The organism is Legionella maceachernii, from assembly GCF_900167045.1.
Taxonomy (GTDB): domain Bacteria; phylum Pseudomonadota; class Gammaproteobacteria; order Legionellales; family Legionellaceae; genus Tatlockia; species Tatlockia maceachernii.
Genome location: NZ_FUXJ01000013.1, coordinates 21,557 through 36,938, shown reverse-complemented (window position 1 = coordinate 36,938; position 15,382 = coordinate 21,557). Strand labels below are relative to the sequence as shown.

The following is a 15,382-nucleotide window of genomic DNA, read 5'->3' as shown; positions in this document are numbered from 1 at the left end:
TTAACCCCTTAGTACTGATAAGTTTTACGGTTAGTGGTCATTGTTTTAGGATGCGGTTGGCTTGCATTGAGCATTCTTGTATAAATGAAAGCCCATAGTCTTGTCCTTTCCAGTTGTAGATAGCTTCTAAAGTTGAACATAAGCCATGTACTTAGAAACAAGATGAGTACCATCAGCTGCATCCCATTGAGCGAGGTGGATTGCGCCATGGGAATACCTGTTAAAAATTCAATCAGATGTATACTCTCTCCATATAACCAGCCAGTCAGCAAAGAGAGCATGATTACCAGCAGGTTCATTAGCCTAAAATGGCTTGCTCTTATTAATGTGTCAGATAATTGTGCCCCTGCTATGAAAGTGAAAACTAAAAGAAAGCTTGTGCTTTGCAGAGGAAAAATGGACTTTTCAGTGACCATCGCAAAACTAAAAGCACTTGCCACCCCCCCCAGCACTGCAAAAATTAGGCTAGATATTGTGACAGGGTGCAATTGAGTTTGAATACGGCGTTGGTGCAAAACTGAACCAGAGCTCAAGAACAAGTACGATTTAAATAACCCATGCCAGCATAAGTGCGCCACTGCTGCCGGAAATAGCCCTAATCCACACTGCATCATCATAAAACCCATCTGAGCCATCGTGGAGCAAGCCAACATGCGTTTGACGCTATTCTGAATTAATTTCCAAAGGCTTCCTAAGAGTGCAGTGGTTGCTCCTAATAGGAACACTACATTGAGAAGGGCTTGATCGCCGATTAAGAGGGGATAAAACTTGACTAATAGCACCCCCCCGCCATTGACGAGACCCGCATGCATCAGTGCAGAAACAGGGGTTGGTGAATTCAGTGAGCTTAAAAGCCAACGATGAAATGGCCAAATGGCAGATTGAGTAATCGCCGCAAAAACAATGAGCAAAGTCGCCACAGTGACTAGGGGCGATTCGTATTGGGCTAGTTGGCTATTTACTACTTCAATTGAGAAGCTTGCAGTTAGCATATAAAGCAGCGAACAGGAAATAAGAAGTGCCAAGCTGCCAGGAATTAAGGTTTTCATTGTCAAAATGCCGGAATTCTTTGCTGCTTCCCACTCGGTCTTGTGGATCATTAAGACGACTAAAAAGATATTGCTAAGGAACCATGCCAACCAGAAAAGGATCAAGTGGTTAGCAAAGGCCATCGTAGTGGCCGTGAAAGTAATTAAGGACAACCTGCGAAAATACAAGCGATAATTTCTGTCCCCACTCATGTAGCGCTTTGAAAATTGATGAACTATAAAGCTGACAAATAAAATCAAAGTGGCGGTTAAAAAGCTTAAATTGCTTAAGCTGAATAATTCATTGGTCGTGTTGCAGCTGGGGTTGATGAACAGTGCAAATAACCCAATAATGAAACTAGTCCCAGTTAAAAAAGTTGAACACGTCGCCGCTATGGTTGATTTTTTTTCACTCACTGCGTAATTAACCAACGTACTCATAATAAGAAACAGTATTATTGCCATTAACAACAGTTCATTGCAGTGCGATAGGTTCATAAGCAACTCCATTAGAATTTATGTTTTTCTTGATTTAATATATAAGCGATATTAATATTAGTAAAATTAAAAATAATTATTTCAAATATAAGGAAACCTTATATATGTCTCTTGATACCATTACTCTGCAATGTTTTCTCGCTGTAGCAGAAACAAACAGTTTTACTAAAGCGGCTGAAAGGGTGGGACGTACGCAATCGGCCATTAGCCAACAAATTGCTAAGCTTGAGAGCTTAGTAGAAAAGCCTTTGTTTCATAGAGGTAAGACGCTGTCTCTGACGACTGATGGAGAGCTCTTCTTAAGTTATGCAAAACGAATTTATGAATTACATCGAGAATCACTTGACTATTTCAAAGCACCTGAAATTCATGGGGAGATTAGACTTGGTTTACCCGAAGATTTTGCAAGTATGATTTTATCAGACGTTTTAGTGGAGTTTGGGCGTTTGCATCCAAGAGTAATTCTCAATGTTGAATGCGATCTTTCTTTAAATCTTATTGATAAATTCAACCAAGATAAATTTGATTTAATTCTGCTTAAAACGAATTCACAAGAAGGTGCTTCAGTAATGAATGTTTGGTCTGAACCTGTGGAATGGATAGGTAAAAAGGAATTACTACCCGTCTTCTCTGAAAAAGGAGTCGTTCCCTTAGTTTTGTCCCCTTCTCCTTGCATTTATCGAGGTGATGTCATTAATTCACTGAATAGAAATAAAATTAAATGGCGATTAGTTTATAGTAGCCCAAGTTATGCTGGTAAAATGGCCGCTGTACGTGCTGGATTAGGTATCACCGCTATCCAACGAACTCTCATTCCTCCCTATCTTGAGCGGTTAGATTTCGATTTTTTACCTTCTTTAAATGATATTCGTGTTTGCTTGATGAAAAAAAATAATCCAAGTAAAGCGATAGAGTCACTAGAGTTTTTCTTATTGAAAAAACTGAAGCATTAGTGATTAAATGCTTTTAATAGCGCGTTCGGGAAGCTATCCACATAGATAAGGACAGAAAGAATGGCGAAAACGGTTTCTCTCACAGCAGATGTATTAGATAAGTCAACCCTTCTCTCGATTGTCATTATCAGTGTGCTGGTCAGTATGTTGTCTTTGATTGTGCCTATTGCAGCCCAGACATTGGTTAATTTAATTGCTTTTGGAAAATTATTACAGCCGGTGTTTACACTGAGTGTAATGGTTTTCGTCTTAATGATCAGTTTGGGGGCTCTCAGTGTTTGGCAACTAATTATCATAGAAATCATTCAACAGAAGTTGATGGTAAAAGTGAGTTTAAATTTAACGGATCAACTCGCTCACTTATCACTAAATAATTTTTCCACCCATTATGGGCCTGAATTAGTCAATCGCTTTTTTGAGATTGTGACTATAAAAAAGTCACTGGCTAGCCTTTTGATTTACGGAATCAATTTAGGTCTGCAAGTGTTTTTTGGCTTAATTTTGCTTTTAGCCTACCATCCTCTTTTTATTATTTTTGATGGCTTTATTATCCTTAGCGTTCTACTCATTATTTTTCTTCCCTATGGCAAAGCTTTATATTCAGCAAAACAAGAGTGTGATAAAAAACATAAGATTGGCACTTGGTTAGAGGAAATTTTAATCAATCGCTTTTTATTTAAATTCAACTTCTACGATCGATTCGTTCTTCAAGAAACCGATCGTAGACTTGTCGAATTTCTTAAAGTGAGAAATCAACATTTCAAAGAACTCATCAAGCAGCAAACTGGTTTTTACCTTTTATCAGCCCTGGCAACTAGCCTGCTGCTCGGCTTAGGGGGGTACCTTGTTATTAATAACCAATTAAGCCTTGGTCAGTTAGTCGCCTCAGAAATCGTTCTCGGATCGTTCATCTATGCGTTCAAACGGTTCGGAACATTATTGGAAAACTATTATGATTTGCGAGCCTCCTCTGACAAAATAAGCGCACTTCTTAGTCTACCCGCTGAAAAAGAACAAAAATCGCTTAGTTTTCTCTCTTCATTAGATCATCTCCGATTACGATTTGGTGCAAATAATGAGGCAGTTGTCACAGTTAAGCGCCCTCTCATCATAAAAACAGAAAGCTCGGACTTATGCCAAAATTTTGTTGAGGAATTATTTGGTTTCACAAACCATAATCTCTTGAAAATCGATATCAATGAAGTCCCCTGTGATAATAAACATCTTGTTCCCTTGCGTCATCACAGTCTTCTTATTACGGGTACTCAATGGTTTGCAGGAAGTATTTATGACAATCTATTTTTGCGGCACAAAAACATTGCTAATAAAGAAGTCTATGCTTTACTGGAGCGATTACAACTCATTGATAAAATTAGAAAGCTACCGGAAGATCTCCATACTGTGATCTATGACTGGCAAAGTGTGTTTACCGAAGTTGAGCTTACAAAACTAATGATAGCACGTGCTTTTTTCTTAAAACCACAGCTTTTGGTTATTGATAGGGGTCTTGACTTGTTCGACTCACAAACGCTTAAAGAAATCTTCGTTTTATTAGAACGTTTAGAGAGCACTCTTTTAATCATTTTAAGTAAACGCTCAGATTTACCCTTATCGGCTCACTTTTCTATTGTGAATATATGAAACTTTATTCCTATACCATTCTAAAAAAATTACCTAAACCAAGAACAGTTATATTCATTACCTTACCCATTTTTTTAGGCGTAGTTCTCATCCTTTTGTTGACGCCATGGCAACAATTTGCGTTAGGCAATGGCAGAGTTATTGCCTATTCGCCGACAGAGCGATTACATACTGTCAATTCCCCCATTAGTGGACGAATAAAAAAATGGTATGTTGATGAGGGCATGACAGTGAAACCGGGAGACCCTATTGTGGATGTATCGGATAACGACCCTGAACTTTTATCCCGTCTTGAGCTTGAAAAACAAGCAACTCTACTTAGAATCGAAGCCGCCAAACAAGCTATAGCCGCAGGAAAATCCAATGTGGATAGACAAAAGAGGCTATATACAGACGGGATAAACTCAAAACGTCAGTATGAACTCGCACAAATTGAGTATGCAAAATATCAAAACGATCTCGCGCAAGCGAATATCGACAAAGTGAACATTGATATACGAATTGCTCGACAACAAACCCAAGTCATTAAAGCACATGTAGCAGGTACTATTTTTAAGCGTTTGACCGGTGAGCAAAGCGTCGTTGTGAGTGCTGGACAGGTTTTAGCGCAAATTATTCCCGATACTAAGTCACGAGCCGTAGAATTGTGGATTGACGGCAATGATATACCTTTTGTTCGCTTAAACCAGAAAGCACAGCTGCAATTTGAGGGTTGGCCGGCCATTCAATTTCGGGGATGGCCTGAAATTGCGGTAGGAACTTTCAGAGGAACAGTTGCATTTATTGATCCAACAGATAATGGCCAGGGCTTCTTTCGAGTGGTCATTGTGCCAAACGAGCCTTGGCCTAATATCAGGTTTTTAAGACAAGGAGTCTTGGTTCATGGCTGGGTTCAATTAGGTAGAGTACCCTTATGGTATGAGCTTTGGCGTCAATTCAATGGATTTCCTCCGGAAAGCGATAATGAGTACAGAAAGTTATGAGCAATATTTTGGTTAGCAAGTATAAGTCATTTATCAATCCGATATTACTCATCTTGTTGCTGTTGAGCTCCTCCGAAAGCTTTTCTAAGGTTAACCAACCCTTGAAGTTAACCGATATCCTTGAGAAAATTGATCAGTTTTATCCGCAAGTGATCATTGCTTATTTAGAGATAAGTAAAGCGCAAGGAGATTACATCAGCGCCCTCGGCAAATTTGATCCCAACTTGAACATTAATAGCCGCTCCCAGCCCTTTGGCGGCTATGTTAATACGCATATTGATAATGAATTAGTCGTACCCACGCTAAGAAATGGATTGAAATTGTTTGGCGGATACCGTATTGGACGCGGTGATTGGCCGATCTATTACCAAAATTATCTTACCAATTCCGGTGGTGAATACCGTGTGGGTTTGTCCTTTCCCTTACTTAGAAATAGGGCAGTTGATAAAGAACGAACTGCTCTTTTTACGCAAGCTGAAACGATTCATCTTAACAATCAAAATGCCGCCTCCACAAAAATAAAAATATACCAAGAAGCCATACAAGCTTATTGGCGATGGGTAGAAGCTGGATTTCAATTAAAGGCTTTTAAACAGTTACTCTCTTTGGCAAAGAAGAGACAAAATGCTATCACAAAGCAAGCAAATCAAGGTGAGTTAGCGAAACTGGCCATAGCCGAAAATTTACAAATGATGATCCAACGCGAGCAATTTGTTAATCAAGGCGAGATGATGTTAGAGCAAGCCGCGATAAATCTTTCGATTTATTATCGAGACGAAAGAGGCCGAAGATTAAAACCCAAAACCTCGCAACTACCCCTCCAAGTAGCGGATAAACGGCTTACGGTATCGACTATTTTTGACAAACTAAAAGGCCACCCAGAGCTTCGTAAAATGGAGAGTTATTATCGAATCATTAAAATGAAACAAAATTTGGCTCGCAATGATTTATTACCCAACTTAGATGCCATGGCCTACACCTCTAAACAATATGGAAGCGGAGGATATCCAAGGTTAATCCCTCAAGCAGCACTCGTAGGGATTTCTTTTAAATTTCCGTTTTGTCAGCGTGAAGCGAAAGGAAGACTCTTAAGTAGCACTAGCGAACTTCAGCAAATAAAGACTAAAAGAAAATTTATCTATGAAAAATTAAGTAACCAGTTAGCCAACCTTTTTATTGCCATCCGAATGTACAGCCAACAGATTAATCTGCTGACACGTTCTTTGCGCTTGGCAAAAAAAGTAGAGCACGGCGAAATTAAAAAATTCTACGCAGGGGATAGCACCCTTTTTTTGGTGAATCAGCGAGAACAAACGACAACGCAGGTTCGATTGGATTTAATTAATGCTAAAATCAGTTTGCAACAGGTTAAAGACATGGTGCAATTCTTCTCAACCCCTGAGCAACAAAACACAGTTCAAATCGCATCCTCACGCTTAGCTCCCTCGCTTCGTTATTATAAAAATTTGCCTAATTCCGGTGCTGGTATACCAGGAAAATAGCCTTAATTATAAACGATCTTAGTCATCTAAAATTGGGTAGCGCAATCAGCTAACCGTTTCGCGCTCATTGCTAATCAGTTGAAAAAAAGGCTAATCCCATTTAAAATAGCCAAAATGAGTATTTTTTGTCTGATTGGTTAATTTTTTGTATTCGCCAATCGCCAAATGAGGTTTTTATTTTGATACTTTGTCTCATTAATTTGGATCAATATAGAGAACAACTTAAAGAGGCGAGCACCTATCTTCAAGATGCCGCGCTCATGGAAATTCCTGATGACGCCATTTTTGTAAGCTATGTTAAGCAGCATAAGCCGCATGGAATACGTTTATTGTCGAAAAGTTCATTAGAGACTAGCTTACGACAAAATGACGAGGCTCGCGCTATTGTCGAATCAGCGAATAGTGATAACTCCGGTATAAAGGTGGCCCTTAGCCTTGCGGAGGGTTTATCTCCCAGAGAGCAGCTTTATAAAGAATTCTTACTAAGCATGATAGAGCGTGGTTTCAATGTTGCGCAAATCATAGAAATGGAGAGAAGCGTTTGTGCAAATTTGTTATTCCAACCTGGTAATTTTCTTGCCATAATGCAATCACAGCAAGCTAATTCACCACTTGCTGTTTTAATTGGTTTTATATTCCTCCTAATGCTGAATGGGGGATATGCTTTTTTTTCACTGGGTCAGTTTGCTATGTTAATGTTTCGGAAACAGACCGCTATCGTTGAAGAGAATAGACAAAAATTACTGCAGATAGACGGCTCTCCCTTAGGTTACAATCAAATTATCTGCCCTTACACCCGGGAAACACTTAATGTCGATTTTTCTCCACAAGCGCAAGAAAAGGTAAATGATTTTATCGATGTGTTTATTGGCTTGTCTATATTGGCAGGAGTAGCGGATTCTTCTATAGACAGTTTTTTAGCTTCTAAACCGGAAACCTACTTGCCTGACGTTATGCAAACGTTATTGAATTATTTACGTAGACCTGAAGAATTTAATTTTACCGAAGAACAAGAACAATTTCTGCAAAAAATAGGTGGAGAAGAGGCCTCAAGGCAATTGCGTTTTCATGAGAAACTGAATCCAGCATACAAACATTTATGGATTGAGAATGAAACGCTTGAAGAGAATGTACTCAATCTCTTGATCGATTACTCGAAACGAAATTGGTGCATCCCTGCTATTGGTTTATTTTTCACAGGGCATTGGAATCGCCATCACCATGATATTGTGAATGAGGCCATAGAGACTATCGAAGAGGGTGCAATGGTTATGCAGGTTTTAGAAGACTTAGCAGAGAAGGCTAAGCTGCATCCAAATTTTAATTCCGAAGGCTCGTTGATGCGTCGTCTAGAGTTTATTCGGGTGAAATTTGACATCCAGAAAGAAAAAGATATGAGAATAAACCCTAGCCTTACTTCACCGGCGGTAAATTTTGTTCCACAGCAGCCAGCGACAGATAATGCCTTTAATCTGTGAGACTATTTTGACGCATGCGAGTGCAGGAGGAGCTCCCTCACTTTCGCTGAATTCTCCACACATCCCTGAAAACCCAGTCCAGCTCAGTTCTCGACGTCGCGCGGCTTGCCTGCGGGATCCAGGAACTCTGCGCTAAAAAGCTAGACTCCGCCGCGGGCGTGAGCAAAGATTATCCAAAAAAAGCTCACTTCGTTCGCGACGATAACTCAATTCGCTGATTTAATTACAAGACTTACTTGTGCAGTGACATTGTCCTCAATACCAAATCGATCATAGAATTTTTCTTTTCTTTCCTTAAAATCCATTAAGTTTTCCCATCGCATATGTGAGTGCATTAAGAGGCATGCTTTAATTCAACAATATAATTAAGATGTTGGCGCCTCAATTGATCTCTAATTAAAAGCTCGATTAGTGGCTCTATAGAATACCCAAGTGCATCAGACACTTTTTTTGCAAAAGCAATGCCCACATCTTTTCTATTATGCTCGACATCGCTAAGAAACTGCTTAGAAACTCCCACCCTATTTGCTAATTCGACTTGAGTAATTTCATCACTAATTCTCAGGGAACGAACAAGTCCGCCGAATGTCATTTCATTCCAAATATTTTTAGTTGCTTCTAAAGCATTTAAACTATCTTTAGTACTCATGAGGCATTACCTCCATCACTTCAACAAATTCAATTGTTCCATTATCTTTAATAATATACACCGCTCTCCATTGTTTATTTAAACGAATGGATCTCTGGCCTTTTCACCTAACAAGGGCTCGTCATGCCAACCTGGCCTCTTTCTTGTTTCCTCTAAACCGACATGATTTACAGCTACAACCCAAGCACGAAATTTTTCTTGTAAATATTTAGGAGTTCTTTTTAAATCTTTCAATGCATTTCTTGTTATTTGAACTTCTGTTATCACATTAAAGCTCTTTTATTTTTTAATTGTACACCAAATTAGGTGTACCATCAAATTTCAAGACATAGGAGTCTTTTATCTCGCTGCAATTTATCTTATGGGTTTTTTACAAAATTTTTTCTGGGATCTTTTATACCTATTGTTCCATGTCCATTCCATATTCATGCAGTTTGGGAATATATTAAATCAAATAACAAGCTCTTTGAGCAGCGAAAGATTCTTCCGATTTGGGATTTACAAATATAGCTTCGGAAAATTTTAATCCTCCAATTTTAATATCATCTTACACTCAATCAAATTTGAATAATTTTCCTTATGGCTTTTTAAAACTTCATATTTCACAGCTCTACTTTGTACTCCGAAAGAGTTATTTATTACCATGTAAGTAGTAATTAAACTAAATACACCAGAAAAAAGATAAGTATTTTGTGATTGAAAGCTGCTCGGCTATGGCCATCTTAATAGTCTAAAATGGAAATAATAGAAAGGAAGAAGCCTGGCTTACTATGCAAACCCCGTTAGAGTTGGAAATTTTAAAAAGCGAGAAATTAAGGGCGACCATTTTAACCGCCGTTTTTATTTTTCTGGCACTCATGTGGGGCTTATTTACTGCTTTTTCACCTCAAAAGACACCGTTATTCTTGCCCATTTATTTAGGAAGTATTGCTGTCTATTTTTTATTAACGAGAAAAATGATTGATCAATACACTCATTATCAAAAAAACATCCCTCTTTTTTTACGCTATTTGACCACTTTTATCGAAATTAGTATTCCCACTTTAGCCATTATTCTTCTTTCTGATTATGTAATGCTCAATTATATATTTTTAATGTCCCCTCTTTTAATTTATGCCATTTTTATTTTTCTTTCCTCCTTAACATTAAATGAATGGTTATGTCGCTTCGCAGGAATTGTGGCCGCCTTTGAATACGGAGGACTTACCTACTATCTCCTATACTCAACCCATTTTATTGAAGTTCATTCACTCAAGATAGAATGGTTCACATTATTCGTCCGTAGTGTAACTTTATTCATTTGTGGCCTCGTTACTGCCTTTATTACCTCGCGTATTAAAACTCAACTCACTGTGGCTTTTGAGGCGCAAATAGAACGTGATCGCATTGCTAGTATTTTTGGCCAGCATGTTTCACCCGAAGTGGTTACTAAATTATTATCAAAAAATACGAATGCTACTGAGAGCCTGCCTGTTTGCATTATGTTTTTAGACCTAAGAAATTTTACTCTTTTCAGTGAACAAAATGATGCATCAACGGTTGTTAATTATCTCAATCATTTTTTTAGGTATGCGATAGATATCGTCCATGAAAATAAAGGAATTATAAATAAATTTTTAGGTGATGGTTTTATGGCAATCTTTGGCGCCCCTATTTCCAGTAATAATGATGTAGCTAATGCAGTCCACGCTGCCTTGGCTATCGTCAAGCGTAATGAGGAAGAAATAAAAAAGGGTGAGTTACCACCCATGAAACTAGGTATAGGATTGCATTTTGGTTATGCGGTAACTGGAATTATTGGTAATCAGAGACGAGTTGAATATACAATTATTGGTGATGTTGTTAATTCGGCAGCTCATATCGAACAGTTGAATAAGTTATACCATACAACTGTGTTAATTTCTGAGGATGCATTAAACAAAGTACCGGAAATAAACGCTGAATTTTTAGGAAACGCTTTCCTTAAGCATCGAAAACGTCCTATTAAGCTATATAAATTACTTTAAAATCTGTTTTTTGTGCCACTGGGGGCTCATCGATACCATGGAAAAATTCTTCTGGTTTTCTCTCCCTATTAGCTTAATGATTGTCTATTTGCTTGTGCGGGCTTGCATTGGTAAACCTGTGAAAAGACGAGACATCAATATGATCTCGGCAATCTATTTGATTTTTTATTTACTCACTACTGCTGGTCTAGGGCTCTTCTGGGTTGCACGGATGGATTTACCTGCCTTTGATTTGCATTATTTATTTGGTTATTGCTTGCTCTTTTTAGTTGCTGTCCATCTTTGGTTTCAGCTTCCCTTGGTTTCTCATTGGCTAAAAAAAAATAGCCCCTCTGTTCTGCTTGATGAAACGCAAGCTCAATGGAAACGATGGGTCAAGAGACTCTTCTTTACCCTCATAGTTCTTGTTGCCTATTCGGTGGTAACCCTGATCGTTTATGAGTTTATTACACCAACAACCACTACTCTTATTGAAAGGAGCCAGGAAACACCGGGTGGCTACCGAATCTGGTTTACCACCGGAGGAAAGAAAGTCGATTCTATTCGCTATATCCATCAACAGGGGAATAACACCCATAGTACCGTATTTAGGCCAAGGTTTAATATCGCCAAGCCTCAAGAATTTAAAAATTACGCGGATTCTTTAGTAACTTACCTACCGAGACCTGATGTACGTTCAGGCACTTCCTTAAGTGAAAGCTTATCGCAAATGCAAGCAAACGCTCTAAAGGCTATGAACTTAAAGGACTTATCTAACCTTCTTTATTATTCAAATGGGGTCACCGATCAATTAAATTATATATTGCTGCGTGCTGCTGCCTCAGCAGGCGCTCTGTATCCCAATGATTTATACGTTGCTGTCATCAATGTGAGCGGCCTTAAACCCGGGATTTATTATTATCACCCAGCAAATCATAGCCTAACACAAATGGGTGACCAACAATCCCTTCAACTTCTTTCGCTAGCGAGCCCTTATTCTGACATACTGAAAAACACCGCTGCCATTATCATTATTGCGGCTAATTTTGACCGCACTATTTGGAAATACCGTGAACGCTCTTTTCGTTATATATTACCCGATGCTGGGCATATTTTAAGTAATCTTGATATCGCGGCTTCTTCACTGCGACTTCCTTATGTACGCACTTTTTTCTTTGATGATGAGAAAATGAAATCGGTGTTAAGACTATCGCCTCAAGATGAAGGGGTTCTATCGCTGATCGTGCTTGGAAAGAATAAACTCACGGAATTAGCAGAAATACCGCAATTCGCTCCCGTCGCATTGCCTAAAGAGGTTCAGGATATCGAACCTACTCGCCTTGCTTATCAGTTAACTTCTGTACAATGGAAAAAAGGATTCAGGAAGACGCCAACAATTGACATGACCAAATATCAGGATGAAATGCCTCCTACAGAAGCACTTATTCAATTACCACCGGGTTCGACGGCGGCAGAAGATACTTTTGTCATTATTAAAAATCGCCGCTCATTTCGTCAATTTTCAGACCTAGCGGTTAGCCTTGAGGATTTTGCAGGCATAATCCACCAATCCTTTGCTCCCCTTCGAAATCCCTACAATGTAGAGGATGGGAGACGCGTGGAATTATTTGTCATTGTCTCTAAGGTAACTGGCTTAGCTAAGGGGGTTTATCGGTATATCCCTGAAAAAGCGGCTTTAGAAAAAATCAAAGAAGGTGATTTTTCAAAAAAAATATATCAAGCGGGGCTTTCTCAGGAGCTTTTAGAACGAGCCGCGTTTGTTATTGCTTGGAGCGTTGATTTCAGTCGGATTGGACAGCTCCACGGAGAAAGAGATTACCGATACGCTAATCTAGAATCCGGCATAGGCGGAGAAACAACCTATCTCGCTGCCCAAGCACGTGGATTAGGCGCTTGTTCAGTAGGGGCATTTTATGACGATGAACTGCGCGCGTTGCTTAATCTTAGAGATACGGCCAAGCACGTGCTGTTATTATCCGCCGTGGGTAATAAATAAATCCCATCCAGCGGAAAATACATTTCCGAAGCAGCTGCACAAATTCCACCATCAGGAGAATCCACAATTGGTCCCGTACAATCTGACCAATGAAAGCGATCCCTTTGAACACATCTCGCTACAGCCAGGTTAGAAAAGCATCAACCACACCGATTATAGATCGATGCGGGGTAAGCCTCTAATGGGCTAGGTTGCAATCATCAAACGTGCTGGTTTACCAAGCTGTTTCTGCGCTATTTCTAAAATTTTTTTATTTTAAATTAGTCGATTACTTATTTTCTGAAGTGCTTTAATTTTCCTTGAGGTATAATTATTAACTGTAGTGATCATTTTTTGATTTACGCTAATCATTGCCCTCGTTCAAGATAAGGAAATAAAAAAGGATGAAAAAAAGGCTATTTTACAGATTAGGAAAGGGTATTTTTCAACTGCGTTGGAGTATCGTTCTTATTTGGGGAATAGTTATTATTGCTTCTATACCCGTTCTTATCACTACAACTCCTCCTTTTAAGAGCACTGGATTTACCGACGAAGATTCCACAAGCGCTAAGGCTCAACAATACATTAATCGTCAATTTAAATACGATGATGCAAATAAGATTTTAATTATGTACCACAGCTCGAGTCTCTTGGCTAATCAATCCCTTTTTAAAAAGAAAATAAAGCAATCGCTGTCAGGGTTAAAAAATCTCCCTTTTAAACATGAAATCATTCTCCCTTCCGATAATAAGAAACAAATTTCTAAAAACAAGCATTCAGCGTATGCCGTGATCATTATTAAAAGCCCAGAAGTGCTTGGAGATAAAGAATTACTGCAAATTAAATCATTGGTAAAAAAACCTTCTAACATGTCGATTATCTTTGGCGGCCAAGCTTTATTTATCAACGAGATTAATAAACAAACACAAGTGGATCTTTATCGAGCAGATTTAATTGCAGCACCCGTGGCCATTATTACTTTGCTTTTCGTTTTTGGGTCATTAACTGCGGCTTTACTTCCTATTATTTTAGGTGGAGGATGTGCTTTAGTCATTTTAACTTCGCTTTATCTCATTGGACAAAGCTGGACTCTTTCGATTTATACTTTAAATATTGCCTTATTATTAGGGCTTTGTCTTAGCCTAGATTACGCGCTATTTATCATTAATCGCTTTCGCGAGGAATTTCACAATGGGAGAAGTCCGGAAGAAGCCCTTGCGATTACAGAAGAAACCGCAGGAAAATCTGTTTTCTACAGTGGGTTAGCCGTTTTAGTCAGCTTAAGTGCGTTATTTCTATTTCCCATTAATATCTTGTTTTCGATGGCTGTAGGAGGTGTGATTGCTGTTTTAGTGGCTGTAATGAATGCAATTTTTGTATTACCTGCAGTACTCGGACTCATTAAGCACCATATTGATTTTTTAACTATTCACTTAACTGGAAAAAACAAGGTTAATAGAGCTCCATTTTGGCGTTGGTTAGCTGAAAAAATAGTGAAGAGACCACTCGTTTTTTTCTTCCCCATCATTCTCTTTTTACTAATGCTTGGTTATCCGCTCACTTCAGCAAAATTTGGAGTATCCGATTATCGAATAACGCCCAAAAGCTCAGCTAGTCGACAATTTTTTAACAGCTATGAATCTTATTTTGATATTAAAGAATTAACGCCCATTATTTTATTAGTTCAATCACCTCATACCTATATGTTATCTAAAAACAATATTTCAAAATTATATAAGCTTGTAACCAAAGTAAAAGACAATCCATTAGTGAAAAGCGTGATTGGTATTATTTCTTCCGATTCGGAGTTAAGCAGCAAGCAATATCGCACGCTTTATTCCACTTCAAATGATCTTTTACCAACGCGCATTCAACAATTACTCTCCACCACGACGAAGCATTCATTCACCGTGTTAAATGTAAATAGTAAATACAATAGTAATACTCAACAAACAACCGATTTAGTCAAGAAACTAGAGACGATGAAATCCCCATCAGGATTGGATGTGGAAGTGACTGGAACACCAGCTATCAATGTGGATGTGTTAGAACGGATTTTTAAAATATTGCCTTATGCGATGGTGTGGATCATTCTTTTTTCCTATCTGATTTTACTCCTCTTATTACGTTCTTTATTTTTACCCCTAAAAGCGATTTTAATGAATTTATTAAGCTTATCCGCTTGCTATGGCGCTCTTGTCTTAGTTTTTCAGGATGGATATTTGGCTCACTATCTTAATTTTGAACCTCAAGGGATTGTGGACGTGAGCTTATTAGTCATCATTTTTTGTGCTTTATTCGGGTTTTCTATGGACTATGAGGTCTTTCTCTTGTCGAGAATAAAAGAATCTTATCTTGAATATAAAGATAATAAGAAAAGTATTATTTTTGGCATTGAAAAAAGCAGTCGCATTATTACCTCTGCGGCCTTAATTGTCATCGTGATTTGCGGCTCTTTTCTAGTTGCTCACGTATTGATGGTGAAAGCATTTGGACTTGGTATTGCCGTTGCCATTTTTGTGGATGCTTTTTTAATTCGTACCCTTTTGGTGCCATCTACCATGGCACTTCTTGCAAAATGGAATTGGTATCTGCCCAAATGGTTAGACAAAATTCTGCCTGAATTATAACTCACTAAGGCTTGTTTGCTTGAAGTAGGGCCGATTCAA

At 38.5% G+C, this 15,382-nt stretch carries 11 protein-coding genes; 8 read left to right on the top strand and 3 right to left on the bottom strand.

The features are described from left to right. Positions 1–8: 8 nt before the first annotated feature. Positions 9–1,526 carry a proton-conducting transporter transmembrane domain-containing protein gene (locus B5D33_RS11550; RefSeq protein WP_058453127.1) on the bottom strand — a complete coding sequence of 506 codons (1,518 nt, stop codon included), beginning with the start codon at positions 1,524–1,526 and terminating at the stop codon, positions 9–11. Positions 1,527–1,630: 104 nt separating this feature from the next. Between B5D33_RS11550 and B5D33_RS11545 the strand changes: the two genes are divergently transcribed. From B5D33_RS11545 to B5D33_RS11525, 5 genes are all read left to right on the top strand, one after another. Further along, on the top strand, positions 1,631–2,479 hold the full coding sequence (locus B5D33_RS11545; RefSeq protein ID WP_058453126.1) for a LysR family transcriptional regulator: 849 nt from the start codon (positions 1,631–1,633) through the stop codon (positions 2,477–2,479). Positions 2,480–2,539: 60 nt separating this feature from the next. Beyond that, positions 2,540–4,120 carry an ATP-binding cassette domain-containing protein gene (locus B5D33_RS11540; protein WP_058453125.1) on the top strand — a complete coding sequence of 527 codons (1,581 nt, stop codon included), beginning with the start codon at positions 2,540–2,542 and terminating at the stop codon, positions 4,118–4,120. Continuing rightward, the gene (locus tag B5D33_RS11535) at positions 4,117–5,103 is read left to right on the top strand and encodes an HlyD family secretion protein (RefSeq protein WP_058453124.1); all 987 of its coding nucleotides are present in this window, start codon (positions 4,117–4,119) and stop codon (positions 5,101–5,103) included. Before B5D33_RS11540 ends, B5D33_RS11535 begins: the two co-directional genes overlap by 4 nt. Further along, positions 5,100–6,605, top strand: coding sequence for a TolC family protein (locus tag B5D33_RS11530; RefSeq protein WP_065240035.1), 1,506 nt, complete (start codon positions 5,100–5,102; stop codon positions 6,603–6,605). The genes B5D33_RS11535 and B5D33_RS11530 overlap by 4 nt, the downstream gene beginning before the upstream one ends. A gap of 125 nt (positions 6,606–6,730) precedes the next feature. After that, the gene (locus B5D33_RS11525; RefSeq protein ID WP_058453123.1) at positions 6,731–8,083 is read left to right on the top strand and encodes a DUF5617 domain-containing protein; all 1,353 of its coding nucleotides are present in this window, start codon (positions 6,731–6,733) and stop codon (positions 8,081–8,083) included. Between the two features lie 334 nt (positions 8,084–8,417). Here B5D33_RS11525 and B5D33_RS11520 read toward each other — a convergent pair whose 3' ends face one another. Then, positions 8,418–8,732, bottom strand: a complete 315-nt coding sequence (locus tag B5D33_RS11520) for a helix-turn-helix domain-containing protein (protein WP_058453122.1) — start codon at positions 8,730–8,732, stop codon at positions 8,418–8,420. 78 nt (positions 8,733–8,810) lie between these two features. Continuing rightward, entirely contained in the window at positions 8,811–8,999 is a 189-nt protein-coding gene (locus B5D33_RS16850; RefSeq protein ID WP_234802504.1) for a hypothetical protein, read from the bottom strand. Positions 9,000–9,502: 503 nt separating this feature from the next. On the opposite strand from B5D33_RS16850, the gene B5D33_RS11510 reads away from it, so the two are divergent. From B5D33_RS11510 to B5D33_RS11500, 3 genes are all read left to right on the top strand, one after another. Further along, positions 9,503–10,738, top strand: coding sequence for an adenylate/guanylate cyclase domain-containing protein (locus B5D33_RS11510; RefSeq protein ID WP_058453121.1), 1,236 nt, complete (start codon positions 9,503–9,505; stop codon positions 10,736–10,738). Between the two features lie 37 nt (positions 10,739–10,775). After that, the gene (locus B5D33_RS11505; protein WP_078767432.1) at positions 10,776–12,734 is read left to right on the top strand and encodes a SagB/ThcOx family dehydrogenase; all 1,959 of its coding nucleotides are present in this window, start codon (positions 10,776–10,778) and stop codon (positions 12,732–12,734) included. 383 nt (positions 12,735–13,117) lie between these two features. Continuing rightward, positions 13,118–15,343: an MMPL family transporter gene (locus B5D33_RS11500; protein WP_058453119.1), complete on the top strand. Its 2,226-nt coding sequence runs from the start codon at positions 13,118–13,120 to the stop codon at positions 15,341–15,343. Positions 15,344–15,382: the final 39 nt, after the last annotated feature.